12 protein-coding genes are annotated in these 16,225 nt (G+C 33.0%); 10 read left to right on the top strand and 2 right to left on the bottom strand.

Annotated features, from left to right (window positions below; all coding sequences use genetic code 11):
* The first annotated feature begins 90 nt into the window (after positions 1–90).
* From OEA66_RS02695 to OEA66_RS02670, 6 genes are all read left to right on the top strand, one after another.
* On the top strand, positions 91–381 hold the full coding sequence (locus OEA66_RS02695) for a hypothetical protein (protein WP_267265115.1): 291 nt from the start codon (positions 91–93) through the stop codon (positions 379–381).
* Between the two features lie 69 nt (positions 382–450).
* Positions 451–1,329 (top strand): YjiK family protein, encoded by an 879-nt coding sequence (locus OEA66_RS02690; RefSeq protein WP_267279906.1) that lies wholly within the window; start codon positions 451–453, stop codon positions 1,327–1,329.
* A 72-nt stretch (positions 1,330–1,401) separates the two neighbouring features.
* Positions 1,402–2,379: a polyprenyl synthetase family protein gene (locus tag OEA66_RS02685; RefSeq protein WP_267279905.1), complete on the top strand. Its 978-nt coding sequence runs from the start codon at positions 1,402–1,404 to the stop codon at positions 2,377–2,379.
* Between the two features lie 725 nt (positions 2,380–3,104).
* Positions 3,105–5,537 (top strand): alpha-ketoacid dehydrogenase subunit alpha/beta, encoded by a 2,433-nt coding sequence (locus tag OEA66_RS02680; RefSeq protein WP_267279904.1) that lies wholly within the window; start codon positions 3,105–3,107, stop codon positions 5,535–5,537.
* Positions 5,538–5,636: 99 nt separating this feature from the next.
* A complete protein-coding gene (locus OEA66_RS02675) occupies positions 5,637–6,125 on the top strand; it encodes a toxin-antitoxin system YwqK family antitoxin (RefSeq protein WP_267279903.1) in 489 nt (162 codons plus the stop codon).
* A gap of 20 nt (positions 6,126–6,145) precedes the next feature.
* The gene (locus OEA66_RS02670) at positions 6,146–6,529 is read left to right on the top strand and encodes a hypothetical protein (protein WP_267279902.1); all 384 of its coding nucleotides are present in this window, start codon (positions 6,146–6,148) and stop codon (positions 6,527–6,529) included.
* Here the strand turns inward: OEA66_RS02670 and OEA66_RS02665 are convergent.
* Positions 6,526–6,915 carry a winged helix-turn-helix transcriptional regulator gene (locus tag OEA66_RS02665; RefSeq protein WP_267279901.1) on the bottom strand — a complete coding sequence of 130 codons (390 nt, stop codon included), beginning with the start codon at positions 6,913–6,915 and terminating at the stop codon, positions 6,526–6,528. The genes OEA66_RS02670 and OEA66_RS02665 overlap by 4 nt on opposite strands.
* Before the next feature lie 321 nt (positions 6,916–7,236).
* Between OEA66_RS02665 and OEA66_RS02660 the strand changes: the two genes are divergently transcribed.
* Complete coding sequence (locus OEA66_RS02660; RefSeq protein ID WP_267279900.1) at positions 7,237–8,298, top strand: NADH:flavin oxidoreductase; 1,062 nt, start codon at positions 7,237–7,239, stop codon at positions 8,296–8,298.
* Positions 8,299–8,753: 455 nt separating this feature from the next.
* On the opposite strand, the gene OEA66_RS02655 is transcribed toward OEA66_RS02660, so the two are convergent.
* Positions 8,754–9,956: a C1 family peptidase gene (locus tag OEA66_RS02655; RefSeq protein WP_267279899.1), complete on the bottom strand. Its 1,203-nt coding sequence runs from the start codon at positions 9,954–9,956 to the stop codon at positions 8,754–8,756.
* Between the two features lie 369 nt (positions 9,957–10,325).
* On the opposite strand from OEA66_RS02655, the gene OEA66_RS02650 reads away from it, so the two are divergent.
* From OEA66_RS02650 to OEA66_RS02640, 3 genes are all read left to right on the top strand, one after another.
* Positions 10,326–10,844 carry an RNA polymerase sigma factor gene (locus OEA66_RS02650; RefSeq protein ID WP_267279898.1) on the top strand — a complete coding sequence of 173 codons (519 nt, stop codon included), beginning with the start codon at positions 10,326–10,328 and terminating at the stop codon, positions 10,842–10,844.
* 11 nt (positions 10,845–10,855) lie between these two features.
* Positions 10,856–13,393, top strand: a complete 2,538-nt coding sequence (locus tag OEA66_RS02645; protein ID WP_267279897.1) for a vWA domain-containing protein — start codon at positions 10,856–10,858, stop codon at positions 13,391–13,393.
* 66 nt (positions 13,394–13,459) lie between these two features.
* Positions 13,460–16,225: a hypothetical protein gene (locus tag OEA66_RS02640; RefSeq protein ID WP_267279896.1), complete on the top strand. Its 2,766-nt coding sequence runs from the start codon at positions 13,460–13,462 to the stop codon at positions 16,223–16,225.

Raw genomic sequence — 16,225 nt, 5'->3', positions numbered from 1 at the left:
ATCTTTTCAATACTATATCTTTTTTATGAAAAAATAAAAAAGAAAGAGGGATTCAAAGGTTTTTTTCTGATATCGTTTTCACTTTTTATCATGTTTTTTTCGCAGGACAGATTATGTAATTCCATTTTAAATGAAATTATTTCTGATTTAAAAAGCGGAAGATTGGTTTTGGAAAACAATAATATTTTAACCAATCAAAATGTTTATAATTTGCAAATTGCTTCTCGAAAGCATAATTATTCTAAAAAAACTTACGCTGTGACGGTTTTGCCTTCGAAGGATGATTTGATTATAAAAAAAGATTTTTCGAACGACAAATATTGGGTGTTTTATAGTAAGTACTACTATAGCAGAAGCCATGCAATTGGTTTTGTTGAGTAATTGTGTTCTATAATTATAAATTTTAGATTAGTTATTATAATAGGTTTATAATCAAATTCTTTTTATTCTATGAGGAAGTTTTTTCTGCTATTTATTCTCTGTTTCTCTATTATTTCTAATGCTCAACAGGCAGAAATTTTTAAGCTTAAAAAATTCAGAGTTGCTGTTTTAAACGATTCCATTCAGGAGACTTCCGGGCTCAATTTTTTTGATGGAAAACTTTATACCTTCAACGACAGCGGAAATCCGGCAGAATTATATGAAATCGACAAAACTTCAGGAAAAATTCTAAATACTTTAAAAACAAATGCTGAAAACAAAGATTGGGAAGCTTTGGCTAATGATCGCGAAAATTTTTACATTGGAGATTTGGGAAATAATGCGGGAACAAGAAGAGATTTAAAAATCTATAAAATTCCTTTTCAGAATAATCAGTTGGTCAACGACTCTTTAAAAACAATTTCTTTTTTCTATCCCGAACAAAACGATTTTATACCAAAAAATATCAGCACAGATTTCGATTTAGAATCAATGATTTATTTAAACGGAAAAATCCATATTTTCACCAAAGAATGGGCTTCAAAATCGACAACTCATTACACCTTAGATCCCAATAATTTTGCAAATCAGGCGGCACATAAAGTAGAAACTTACAAAACAGGTTTTGTGGTCACAGATTCTTATTATTACGAAAAGAAACTTTACATTGTAGGTTATACCAAAAAAACTGAAGTTTTTTTAGATATTTTTAATGAAACAGAATCTGGAATTTTCTTTAAAGAAACCCCAAAACATTTTTATTTAGGAAGCGCATTAACTATCGGGCAAATTGAAGGAATTGCTGTAGATGAAAAAGGAATCTATATTTCCGGAGAAAAATTCTATTCACCGATTAAGAAAACAAAGCCATTTTTTTATTTTATTCCTAAAGATAAACTCAGACTTTAATTTCTGTTAAAATTGACGGAAAAAAATTATCTTTGTGAGAATTAATAAATACTCACCCATCATTCTTACTTAGTGGCAAACATTGTAGAAGAAATCAAGCAGCCGATCAATGAGGAAATGAAACTTTTTGAACAGAAGTTTTATGAATCAATGCAAAGCAAAGTCGCTTTACTCGATAAAGTTACCCGATTTATTGTTACGACAAAAGGGAAGCAGATGCGTCCGATGTTTGTATTTTTGTGTGCAAAACTGATTGGAGAAGTCAACGAAAAAACATATCGTGGGGCATCAATGATTGAGCTGATTCACACGGCAACGTTGGTTCATGATGATGTTGTGGATGAGAGTTTTAAAAGGCGTAATTTCTTTTCAATCAATGCTTTGTGGAAAAATAAAATTGCTGTTTTAGTTGGTGATTTTTTACTTTCAAAAGCGGTTTTACTTTCTACAGATCATAAAGATTACGATTTGCTTTCTGTGATTTCCCGAACTATAAGAGAAATGTCTGAAGGTGAACTTCTTCAATTGGAGAAAGCCAGAAAACTGGATATTACTGAAGACGTTTATTACGAAATTATCCGTCAGAAAACGGCTACTTTAATTGCAGCTTGTTGTGAAATTGGAGCTCTTTCTAATAATGCGGATGAAAATTTAGCTAAGAAAATGATGCAGTTCGGAACGTACACCGGAATGGCTTTTCAAATCAAAGATGATTTATTCGATTATTTAAGTTCAAATGTCATCGGAAAACCGGTTGGAATCGATATAAAAGAACAGAAAATGACGCTGCCTTTAATTCATACTTTAAAAATTGCCAGTGAAACCGACAGAAAATATTATTTCAATACTATAAAACGTTATAACAACGACCAGAAGCGTGTAAAAGAACTCATTGCTTTTGTGAAAAGTTCAGGCGGTTTAGATTACGCAATTACGGTCATGAAAGATTTCCAGCAAAAAGCAAAAGATATTTTGAATGAATTCCCGGACTCACAAGTCAGAAAATCTTTGCACACGATGTTGGATTATGTAATTGAAAGAAAATTCTAAATTGGCTTAAAATCAATTCTATTTGTTTGTTTAATTCTCGCAGATTTGGCTGATTGTCCAGATTTAAAAACAAAATAAATCAGCGTCTCTGCAAAATCAGCGAGAGAATAATCTAACATTAAGAGTATTAAATCTTGAAGGTTTTTAAGAATCAATAAAAATTGAATTAAACATACTGCTTAATTTAGCTTGCTGAATCTTAAAAAAAATCTATATCAATTTAATCCTTAAAAACTTCACTATCTTAATGATCAAAATTTTGCAAAGATATTTTTATTAGATAGAATCATTCTAATCCAAAATCATCGTTGTTATCATAATCACAGACAACACAATACAAAATAAAGCGATTAAAAATAAATAATCCGCAATACGTTCGTACCTATTTTCGAACTTTTCTTTGCCAGTTCTAATTGCCATAAATGAAAAGAAACAGCTACACGCAAAAAATACGCACGCAATCCCTGCAAACTCGTCCAAATAAGTGTTGTGACTTACTTTCGTTATCTTTAAAGAAGTAATAATCAGCATAGAAAAACCCAGCAAATTACTGGAAGCATTCAATATATGGGGCGACTTTTTTTCCATTTTTCAATATTATGTAAAATTAAGACAGATTAATCTTGATTATCGAATTTTTAAAAAAGATTATTAAAAATTAAAATTAATATAAAAAGTGTATATTAGCAAAATACTTCAACCTAAAAAATATTTAATATTTGGCTATGCAGACAACCTATATTGAAACTCAACAAATATCCTTTCAGGACTTTAAAAATCAGATACTTGAAGACTATAAATTAGGAAGAATTTCTCGTGAAATGTCTTATTTGGGCAGAAGAGAAGTGCTTACAGGAAAAGCTAAGTTCGGGATCTTTGGTGACGGTAAAGAGTTGCCACAGTTGGCGATGGCGAAAGTTTTCAAAAATGGAGATTTCCGTTCGGGATATTACAGAGACCAGACTTTTGCATTGGCGGTTGATGCCCTATCTGTTGAAAGTTTTTTTGCACAATTGTATGCTGATACAAGTGTTGAAAGAGAGCCTGCTTCTGCGGGAAGACAGATGAATGGTCACTTTGCAACAAGAAGTTTGAATGAAGACGGAAGCTGGAAAGATTTAACGGCTCAGAAAAATATTTCGTCAGATATTTCTCCTACTGCAGGACAAATGCCGAGATTGTTAGGATTAGCACAAGCTTCAAAAATATATAAATCTGTAAAATTTGACGGTTCTGAAAAGTTCTCAAAAGAAGGTAACGAAATTGCTTTCGGAACAATCGGTGATGCTTCTACGGCAGAAGGCCATTTCTGGGAAACATTGAATGCTGCTTGTGCACTTCAGGTTCCAATGATTGTTTCTATTTGGGATGATGGTTACGGAATTTCGGTTCCTACAATGAAACAAAGAGCAAAAGCTGATATTTCTGAAATGTTGAGCGGTTTCCAAAGAAAAGAAGGAGAAAACCAAGGTTGTGAAATTATTCAGGTAAAAGCTTGGGATTACCCCGCTTTATTGGATGCGTATGCGAGAGCAGAACATTTTGCAAGAACAGAATCTGTTCCTGTGGTTGTGCACGTAATTGAAGTAACACAGCCACAAGGTCACTCAACTTCAGGTTCACACGAGAGATATAAAAACGAAGAGCGTTTATCTTGGGAAGCAGATTTCGACGGATTGGTAAAATTCAGAGAATGGATTTTGAATTATTCAATCGAAATTGAAGGAAAAGAAGAAATTATTGCTTCTGTTGAAGAGTTGAATGCAATTGATGAAGAAGCAAAGAAAAAAGTAAAAAACGGGCAAAAATCAGCTTGGGAAAATTATCAGAAAACGATTACAGAATTGGCTTTCGGAGTTTTACCTTTAGTTGAAAATTTAAAAAGCCAGAATTCTGAGATTGAAACGTACATCAATCAATATAATAAGTTGGTTTCTAAAGCAAAGAAAGATGTTTTCCATTTGGTAAGAAAATCTTTGTTGGCAACGAGAGGTACAAATTCTTCTGAAAGAAGTCAGTTGATGCAGAAATACAACGAGATTTTTGAGGTTGAAAAAGATAATTATTCTTCTCATCTCTATTCTCAGTCTCAGTGGAAAGCTGAAAATGTAAAAGAAATTAAGCCTGTTTATTCTGATGCTTCGGAAGATGTTGACGGCAGAGTGGTTATCAGAAATAATTTCGATAAAATATTTACAAAATACCCTGAAACTTTGGTCTTTGGTGAAGATGCCGGAAATATCGGTGATGTGAACCAGGGTCTTGAAGGAATGCAGGAAAAGTATGGCGAACTTCGTGTTGCCGATACCGGAATCCGTGAAGCTACAATTCTCGGTCAAGGAATCGGGATGGCAATGAGAGGTTTAAGACCAATTGCGGAAATTCAGTATTTAGATTATATTTTGTACTGTCTACAGGGAATGAGCGATGATTTGGCAACTGTTCAGTACAGAACAAAAGGTGGACAAAAAGCTCCTGTAATCATCAGAACGAGAGGTCATAGGCTGGAAGGAGTTTGGCATTCAGGTTCTCCGATGGCTGGAATTTTAAATCTTTCTAAAGGTATTATGGTGTTAGTGCCGAGAAATTTAACGAAAGCTGCAGGATTCTACAATACAATGCTTCAAAGCGACGATCCCGCTGTGATTGTTGAATGTCTGAACGGTTACCGATTAAAAGAAAAACAGCCAGATAACTTAGGTGAATTTACAGTTCCTGTAGGAGAAATTGAGATTACAAAAAAAGGAAAAGATGTGACTTTGGTAACATACGGTTCGACCTGGAGAATTGTAATGGAAGCTGCAAACGAATTAGAAAAATTAGGAATTTCTGCGGAAGTTATTGATGTTCAGTCGTTAATTCCTTTCGATTTAACGCATGAAATTGCTGAATCGGTGAAGAAAACAAACAGATTGGTAGTAATCGACGAAGACGTGGAAGGTGGAACTTCAGCGTTTATTCTTCAGCAGATTTTAGAGAAACAAAAAGCGTTCAGATTCTTAGATTCAGATCCATTGACGATTGCTGCAAATGATCACAGACCAGCGTATGCAAGTGATGGAGATTATTTCTCTAAACCTTCTTCAGATGATATGGTGGAAAGAATTTATGCATTATTTAACGAGACAAATCCTCAGAAATATCCTGCGATATTTTAATTGATTTTTTAGATAAATTTTGAAACCGCTTTCTTTTTGGGAAGCGGTTTTTTTGTTGAAATAATAAAATTTAATATACCTTTAAATTTAAAATAAACCATGACGAAGATAATTTTAACGTTGATTTTTGCTATTAGTACTTTTACAACTTTTAATTCTCAGAATATAAATTTAGATGAGTATGAAATCTACATTGGCGATACTTTAGTTGCTAAATCTGATTTTGTTAAATTTAGTAATACCCTAACGGAAGAACGTTCAAAAAAGCTTCAATTTAAACCTATAAGTGACGGAGCTAAAAAAGCATATTTTTTTAATGGAAAACTATCTTCTAACGGTACAATTAAAAACTTAAAGGAAAACGGATTTTGGGAATATTATCATTCAAACGGAAAAAAAGCTCGTGAAGGTGAATTTGTAGATGGAAAGCCAAATGGAACTCACAAGTATTGGTATGAAACTGGAGATTTAAGAGCGATTGGAAATTGGAAAAATGGAGTTTATGATGGGAAATGGGAGATTTACCAACGGGGTAAACCGGATAAACTTATTCAGATTTATCAAGAAGGAAAATTAATAAGTAAATAAATTTAAAAACGTCACAAATAATGAAAATTACAAAGCTCGTCGCCCTTTCTAACTATCAAGAAAAAAATAGTTTTATATGCTTAATTCTTTTACTAATTATTATAAGTTGTAAGGATGAAAGAAAAGCTGTTTTGTTAGCAGACCGTGAAGCTCCTATAGGATGGATATATTTAGAAATGTTTGATGATAAAACTTTTAATTTTATATCCAAAGGAGGTTTAAGGGGTGATGATATTTATTCGGGAAATTTCAATATAAAAAGTGATACTGTATACTTTAAGTATAAAGATTCAATTCCACAGGTGGGTTCAAAAGCTATAATTCAGAAGGGTTATGTGAGTTATATTAACGGAAGTTATCCCGAAAGTGTTCAGATTAAACTTAATATACTACAGGAATATTAAACAACCATCTTTTTCTTTTCCTTCTTTTCCAAAAGAGTCTTACAATCCTTAGCTTTTTCAGGGTCATACACATGATATTTCGTTTCCCATTCTTCCAATTGATATAAAATAGGTAAAAGCGCCAAACCTTTTTCTGTCAAAGAATATTCTACTCTTGGTGGAAGTTCTTTATACTCTTCACGGATGACCAAACCGTCGGCTTCCATTTCTCGTAATTGATCGGTCAAAACTTTTCTGGAAATCACATTAATTCGTACGGCAAGTTCGCCAAAACGTAATTTACGGTCTTTGATAACCAAAACAATAATTGGTTTCCATTTGCTACCTAAAGCTGACATTGCTTTGCCAAGAGGACAGCTGTACTGCATTAATTCGTTTTGTTTCATTGTAATTTTTTTTAAAACTAATTGACATTTAACCATAAAAGCTTTATGGTGTAAAAATTTTCAAGTTCAATTTTTCAAAGTTAAAGCTCACAAAAACAAAAATCTCTGATTTTTAAAACTTATGTTTTCTTATTTAAGTTTAGTTTTTAAGCTTAGAAATTTACAGTTAATCTTTTGTGCCTTTTGTGGTTGAAATTATTCCGTTACTTTCAGGTTACTAATGTAAGTTACTGCAAAGTTACCACTATTTTCCTATTGAAAGATACAAAAACGAACTATTATTAGTTACTTTGTGTAACAATTATAAAAAATACTTTAAAAATGAGTACAGAATCATTATTTAAACCTTTTCAATACAAGAATTTAACACTAAAAAATAGAATCGTAATGGCTCCGATGACGAGAGCGCAATCTGATAACGGAGTTCCGACTCAGCAAATTGCAGACTATTACGCAAGACGAGCGGCTTCCGAAGTTGGATTGATTCTTTCTGAAGGAACGGTAATCAACAGACCAGGTTCAAAAAATATACAAAATATCCCTGATTTTTACGGAACAGAAGCATTAAATGGCTGGAAAAATGTTATCGATGCAGTTCATCAAAATGGTGGAAAAATGGGACCGCAGATTTGGCATGTTGGAGATACAAGAAGTTCAGCAGATTATCCTTTGGTTGACATGGAAAAAGCGTCCACAATGACTTTGGAGGATATTCAGGATACGATTGCTCAGTTTGCGGCATCGGCAAAATCAGCCAAAGATTTAGGATTTGATGTTTTAGAAATTCACGGAGCTCATGGCTATTTGATTGATCAGTTTTTCTGGGAGGTAACCAACACAAGAACCGATGAATATGGAGGAAAAACTTTAAAAGAAAGAAGCAAATTTGCTGTTGATGTCGTAAAAGCAATAAGAGCTGCAGTGGGTGAAGATTTTACGATTATTATTCGTCTTTCTCAATGGAAACAGCAGGATTATAAAAGCAGATTAGCGGTAAACCCTAATGAAATGGAAGATTGGTTGTTGCCTTTAAAAGAAGCAGGAGTTGATATTTTCCACTGTTCACAAAGACGTTTTTGGGAACCGGAATTTGAAGGGTCTGATTTAAATTTTGCAGGTTGGGCGAAAAAAATTACAGGTCAACCGACAATTACCGTGGGTTCCGTAGGTTTGAACGGTGATTTCATGGCAGCTTTTGCAGGAGAAGGTTCTGAAAAAGCAGATTTGAAAGAATTGATAAGAAGGCTTGATCGTGAAGATTTTGATTTGGTTGCAGTTGGTCGTGCTTTGTTGAGCGATTATCAATGGGCAAAGAAAATAAAAGATGGAAGGGTAGAAGAGCTTGCCAACTTTGAAGGTTCAAGCTTAGGCGTTCTTTACTAAAAGCATAGTGAATTGCTGTTTGTTTCGTGGTCAATTTTATTATTTAAACTTTATTTCCATTATTCACCTGCGGAGTAAAATGGACAGTTCACTTTTAATTACACATAATTTTACCTAATATTTTTTTTGATTTTAGAGAAACCGTTTTCAAATTTGAGAACGGTTTTTTATTAAATCGAATTTTTTTTAACGCAAGGTTCACAAAGATTTTTTGAATTTATTGAGAATATTTTTCGTTCGCAAAGGCGTTTTACTCAGCAAAGAAATTCTAACCTTAGTTAAACAAAGTGCCTTTGCGAACGGAAGATATAGGGCAAGTGATAACATAAATCCTTGCAAACTTTGCGTTTAAAACAAAACAAAACAAAACAAAACAAAACCGCCTGAATAAAATTCAGACGGCCTATTAACAAGTTTAAATATCTAATTGTCACCTAGACAATCATGATTTCTTTTTACAAACCAATACTTTTCGTTGGTTTCAATTGTTTTCTGATGTTTTTCGGAATTGCATTTTTGTGAACTAAAATTGCAGTCGATTTATACTCAACATACGGTCTTGTCACATACAAATATCCTTCAAAATCGTTGGTTACACCCCAAGAATTTTTCACCATATAATATTCTTTTCCAGACTGATCTTTTGCCAATCCTACGATGTGCATTCCGTGGTCATCAGTTGTAGAAAGGTTATTCAATGCTTTCTGACGCATATCTTCCGTAATGGCTTTATCTTTTTTCGGCTCTGTGAACAAAGTTCCGCTGTTGCTTTTGTTGATTTGATCTAAATCTGTATCAGGAACATAAGCAACTCCGTTTTTATAAGAGAAATAAGGCTCAGAAACATCGGTTGCCCAACCTACAGAATATCCTTTGTTTACAGCATTATCAATAATTGCAGTAAGGTCTTTCATCGGAACATTCCAGTCAGAATCGTGGCTCCAGTTATCAGGAATAGGAACTACAAATTTCTGATAATAGGGATAATCTTTGTATGAAGAAATTTCAACATAATCTTCAGGATTTATACCTACTACTTCTTTAGCAAAAGTTTTCGGAGTATAATTTTTTCCTTCATACGTAAAGTTTGCGGGAACTTTTCCTAAATATTCATCCAAAATAACATCCACAGAATCCATCCAGTTGTCTGAAAGTTTTCCTTTCGAAGAAGCTTCAACCAAACTGTCTAAAACAGGCTTCAGTTTTCCCTGCATTTCTTTAAAATTATTTAAAGTCTGGCCTGCTTTCAAACCTGTATAAACATCTTGTGGAACCGCACCGTATTTTTTGTACATATTCACCACGTCATGAAGCTCTCCACCATCTCCCCAACTGATGGCTCCGCTGTTTAAAACATATAATTTTGCTTTATCATGATAAGAATTTCTTGCCGTAAAGATTTCAGCCAAATCAACTGGTTTTTTACCCATTCTCTGCATTTCAGACTCAAGGAAAGAGTTTCCCGAATAACTCCAGCAAGTTCCAGATGAACCTTGGTTTTTTACCGAAGTTGCACCTACATCCTTCAAAGTAGTAAACTGGAAATTGGCATTTTGAGACTGATTGTTCTTCAACTTGTTGATCAGGTCATCCTGAGCAAACATCATACTTCCTGCGCATAAAACAAAAAGTAATGACGCAAATCTTTTGTTTTTCATAAGTAACGAATCTATTTGTTTTAAAGATAATTCTAAATTTCAAAAGTTAATTGAATGAAATTTCATCAGCTTTAAATTATACTCTAAATAGTCTGCAATGTTAAGCATATGTTACAAGATTTAATGTTAAAAAAGGGTTAAAATTGAGTGGGAGGATTTTTTGGAAATTTGAGTAGTAGGGTTTTTTAGTTTTATACCAACTTTGCTAGTTTATTTCAGGATTAGATTTTTAAAATTAAATTTAAATCTACCAATTATCAACCAAAAGCTATCAACCACTTAAAGTATTTCATTATTTTTAAAAAAAAGTTTACAATGTTTCCAACCTGCGAGAAATTTCCTGCATCTATAAGAGTATAAAGCCTGACTATGGAAAAAGAATTACTGATAGAATGTCAACGGAACGACCGCAACGCACAGCGGAAAGTCTATGAGAAAATGGCGGGCAAACTGTACTCAGTCTGCAAACGTTATTTGAAAAATGACGAAGACATCGAGGAAGTATTAGCCGATACGTTCTATAAAATCTTTACAAAACTTAATCAACTGCAAAATCATGATATTTTCGAAGCCTGGGCAAAGAAAATTGCAGTAAATGAGTGTTTGCAGAAATTGAGAAGCATGAAAGCACTTGAAATTTCTTTGGATGAAGATTTTGTAGAATCTACGGGTTCACCAACCGACAGTATCTCTTTCGAAAAAGATATTTTGAAACTCCTGAATTTCCTTCCGGAAGGTTGCAGAGCGATTTTTAATCTGTTTGCGATTGAAGGGTATCCTCACAAAGAGATTGCAACGATGCTTTCCATCAGTGAAGGAACTTCAAAATCCCAGCTGAATTTTGCGAGAAAGAAACTTCAGGAACTCCTGGTTAATCACAACATTTAAACTTTACAACAATGGAAAACAATCACGATATAGATAAAAAATTCAATGAGGCTTCTCAATCTTTGGAAGAACCTGCGACTTTTCCGGGGTTTGACAAAGTTTGGGCGAAAGTTGAAGAAAAATTAGATATAAAAGAAAATAAAAAGAAAATCGTTCCCATCTGGTTTAAATATGGAATAGCAGCGAGTTTGATTATTGGTTTGGGAGCTTTTTATTTTATTAATAAGAATGATGTTTCTGAAATTAATAAATCAGTAATTGCTCAGAATGGAGTTTCGCCTAAAATAAATTCAAGCATTCAAGCAATTGACAGTACAGTAAAATCTAATATTGAGAAGGAAATTGATGGAATACAACAAATACAGAATCAACGAATTTTGGCTTATGAAGATGCAAAAAGTATTAATCATAGCGATGATTTAAAAACCGATTTTGATTTGAATGAAAATTTAATTATTAAGAAAAACGAAAATATTGATATTAAACCACTAAAAATCAACAGCGTAGTTCCTTATGTTGCCGTTGATAGCGGTTATAAAGTTAAGAATATTGAAGACGTTGTTGTTTTGGGATATAGTAAAAATAAAATAAGAGAAAAATCTTCATCAACTACTTTAAATGCTCAAAAATTAGAGAATCGTCCAAATTCAGGATTTTTAAATTCATTACAAGGAAATGCACATGGATTGGCAATAAACTCATCATCTGGTTCTCCTAGCTCTGGACGGATAGACTATAATAATGTAAGAAATGAATTTAAACAAAACAATAATATTTCACAAGCTTTAATCGGAACCGTTTCTGGTTTGCAAATAGCGCCAAATCCTGGAATTCCGGGTTCTTCTAAACAAATTGCAATTAGAGGAATCAGCAGTTTAAATGCAAGTAATCAACCTTTGTATGTTGTTAATGGCGTACCTCAAAGTGGAGATGTATTTAAAAAGATTGATCCAAACTCTATTAGGAGTATTGAAATTCTGAAAGACGCTTCCGCAACAGCAATGTATGGAAGTAGAGGAGGAAACGGAGTTATTGTCATTAAAACCAAAAAACTTTCCCGAAAAGAAAGAAAAGCATTTGAAAAACTACAAAAAGTTCAGGATAGTATTAATGTTTCAAAACAAATTCAAAAACAAAATGCTGAAGAATATGATGCTTTTGTTGAAAATCCTTTTGAGCTGACGAAAAATCAATCAGTTTCAACATTTTCAATTGATGTGGATAAAGCGGCCTATTCCAACATCCGAAGAATGATTAATAATGGAGAATACGTGAATAAAAATGCCGTTCGAATCGAGGAAATGATTAATTATTTTAAGTATGATTACCCTCAACCGAAAAATAACCAACCTTTTTCTATTAATACAGAATACAACGATTCTCCGTGGAATAAACAACATAAATTACTGAAAATAGGATTACAAGGAAAAGAAGTTCCGACAGATAAACTTCCGAATTCTAACTTTGTTTTTCTGATTGATGTTTCAGGTTCGATGGATGAGCCAAATAAATTACCTTTATTAAAATCTTCTTTTAAAGTTCTTCTGGATCAGTTAAGACCGACCGACAAAGTAGGAATTGTAGTTTACGCCGGAAGTGCCGGAATGGTATTATCACCAACTTCAGCACAAGAAAAAAGCAAAATTATAGAAGCTTTGGATCGACTTCAGGCAGGTGGAAGTACAGCGGGTGGACAAGGAATTGAATTAGCTTACAAATTGGCTCAGGAAAACTTCATCAAAAATGGTAATAACCGTGTAATAATCGCAACAGATGGAGATTTCAACGTTGGAGCATCTTCTACAGGCGATCTTCAAACCTTGATTGAAGAAAAAAGAAAATCTGGCGTTTTTCTGACGTGTTTAGGTTTCGGAATGGGTAATTTTAAAGACAATCGCATGGAAACTTTAGCGAATAAAGGCAACGGAAATTACGCCTACATCGATAATCTGCAGGAAGCCAATAAGTTTCTCGGAAAAGAATTTGCCGGAAATATGTATGCAATTGCAAAAGATGTGAAAATTCAGATTGAATTTAATGCTAAATACGTGAAATCGTATCGTTTGATTGGTTACGAAAACAGAAAATTAAAGAATGAAGATTTCAACAACGATAGAATTGATGCGGGAGAATTGGGAAGCGGTCACACGGTTACAGCTTTATATGAAGTGATTCCAACTGATGTGAAATCTGAATTTTTACCGAAAGAAAATGATTTAAAATATACTAAAAACACAGATGATGAAAATTTTAATGACGAACTGGCAACCGTAAAGTTTAGATATAAAAAACCTGATGGTGATCAAAGTTCGGAAATAGTTCAGGTTGTTAAAAATACCAATCAATTTTTTTCATCCTCAAGTGATGATTTCAAATTTGCTTCTTCTGTAGCTTGGTTTGGTTTGGTCTTGAGAAATTCAGATTTAATTAAAAATAAAGATTTGAAAGAAATAGAAAATTTAGCTAAAAAAGGAAGAGGAAAAGATGATGAAGGTTACAGAGCGGAATTTGTAAGATTGGTAGAAACCTACAAATCGACACAAAAATAGCAATCATAAAAAGAAATTTCTTCGGAGATTTCTTTTTTTTCTCTATTTTTAGACATATTATAAAGGATGAAAAAAGTTTATCTGTTATTGCCTGTATTTGCGGTGCAGTTTGTCTTTGCGCAGGATTCTCAGCGTTATTATTCGGGAACGTTTTTTAATGAAAAGAAAAAGCCTCAGAATTTTCTGAAAATTTTCAACAAAAACACAGGAGTCTATGAATTGACTGATGAAAAAGGTTATGCAATTATCGCTGCAAAAGAATACGACACTTTAGTTTGGAATAACGGGAAAAATATTGAAGTTGTTCGGGGAGTTTATGAGTTAAAATATCTTTTAGAAAGACAAATTTCTAAAGAAACGGTTAAAGATATTAATTCCAACGATTATGAAAGCCTGCTTGAGAAACCTATAAATGATCAATTCAGTATAGAAAATTCTTACGATTCTTTAAGGAAAAATTCAAATCGCAGTTTTTCTGCGGTAAGAAAACTAAAACTAAAATCAGATTCTTTATATAAAATTAAAAGTCAGCCCAGAAAATATCTTGTTTTTAACGGAAGTTTCAGCACTTCATTAGACATCAAAAACAGAAACAGAATTCCACAAACTCAGAGTCGCTATGTACAAGGAAGATCAGAAAATGGTTCGCTCGTTTGGAAAGGTCCTGAAACTAATGAAATGTTCAGTTTTGGTCCGGATATTTCATCTTTAGGTTTCAACGGGCAAACTTATGAATATGATGTCAACGGACAATTAGTAGGTTTATCTAATGCAATTTCTCCTGCAAAAGCTTACAGCAATAATCTTTTTAAAACAACGGTTGGCTACAGCAATCAGCTGAATCTGAATGCAATTATCAAGAATGGCGGCTACAACGATGATATTCGACTTTCTTTTACTATTGGTCAGCAAAAAGATCAGATGTATTTCGTGGATCAATATGACATTGTCAATTCTTTTAAGACTAAATTCAGTACAAAAATTCTAAAGTTTGATGTCAATGCAGGATTTAATTACGAAGAAAATAAAGCGACCAATACCAATAGAATAGGACTTTTTAACAGAGCGTATCAAAATTCACTTTTGACTCCGGTTTCTTTTTCCAATCAGCAGAATGCTTATCTGAGTAACGGTTTGCAGAGAAGTTACAGTTTGTATGCAGACAATCCTTATTTTCTTTTTGATAATAAAAATAAATATAATTACACTGACAATATCCGCCAGTTTAATTTTGATGTAAGCAAAAACTGGGATGATTTTAAACTGAATATCAGTCAGTCTTATGATAATCAGGATATTATGCATCTTGATGTTTACAAGCCTTCAACCAATGGTTTTATCAATGGATTGTACAATAGAAGAGATCAAAAAAACGAGTTTTATAATTCCAATATTTTGACGACTTATGAAACGAGAGATCATGATCTGAAAAATAAGTTTAGTTTAAATCATATTCTCAATGACAGAAAAGTAAGCATTAATCACAGTTCAAACCGAAATTATATTTATCAGAGAACTTCACAGGATTATATTTTCAATTATAATTTGGATTACGATGATTATGATGATATAGAATTTGGAGTAAATGTTGGAAATTCATTTTACACTTCAAATACCTCATCAAAAAATGCTTATTGGCTTCCGAAAGCGAATGGATATTTCACTTTCAAAAATTTATTTAACAATTACGGAAGCAAACTTCAGCTTCTTGGAGCTTACACGCAGTTGGCGGCAGAACCGGAGATAGCAAAGTCATATTCCTCTTATGCCACAACCCGGTTTTCTGCCCAGAATTTTCATCAATACTTTCCATTAAATGAAGTAGAGACATTTAAAAATCTTTCAAATATTACTATTAAAGAATGGAAAACAGGTTTTAAATTAATGCTTAATCGAAAAATAGATTTAAGTGCAGAATATTTCAACCGAAGAATTTATGATGACATTTTTCCGGTTTTTGAAGGACAGAATTTAGTTTTAAAAAATCTTGCAGATCACACATATAAAGGATATGAAGTAAATTTTAATTACGATAGAATAATTAGCAACCAAAATTTTTCTTTAAGCAGTAGAGCTTCATTTTTTAAATACAGAGATATTGTTGACCGTGTAAATTCAGGTTACAATAATCTGATAATTTCCGGTTTTAATGATATTTATAAAAGATTATCAGAGGGTCAGGTTTTAGGTGCAGTAATGGGAAGTTATTTTGAAAGAAATGCAGAAGGAAAGGTGATTATCGATGATTATGGATATCTCGTGAAAGCTTCTGGAATGAAATTGATTGCAGATCCCACTCCGGATTTTGTGATGAAATTTTCCCATAATCTTACCTATAAAATGTTTGCTTTAGACATCAATTGGGAATGGAAAAAAGGCGGACAGCTATGGAACGGAACTCAGGCTGTTCTCGATTATTACGGTCGTTCCCAAACTTCAGCGGATGAAAGAAATATTAGAAATTATGTTTTTGAGGGTGTCAATTCTAATGGAAATGTCAACCAAACTCCGGTAGATTTTTACAATCCGAATCAATCAGTTGCCGAAAATCGTTGGTCGAGATATGGTTTTCTGGGTGTTGCGGAAAATTATGTTGAAAAAGCAGATTACATCAGAATTAATGATATTACACTTTCAGCTTATTTCGATATCGGAAAATTAAGAAGAGCTTTAGGTGTAAGCTTTTATGTGAATAATATTTTCCTTTGGCAGGCAAACAGTGGGGTAGACTCTAACCAGAATTTTTACGATTTTGATAACAGCCGAGGTTTAGATTTTTTCAATCTGCCATCTTTTAAAACTTACGGTTGCACAGTTTCTTTTAAATTTTAA

The organism is Chryseobacterium luquanense (assembly GCF_026460945.1).
Taxonomy (GTDB): Bacteria; Bacteroidota; Bacteroidia; order Flavobacteriales; family Weeksellaceae; genus Chryseobacterium; species Chryseobacterium luquanense.
This window is presented reverse-complemented; position numbering and strand designations above follow the sequence as displayed.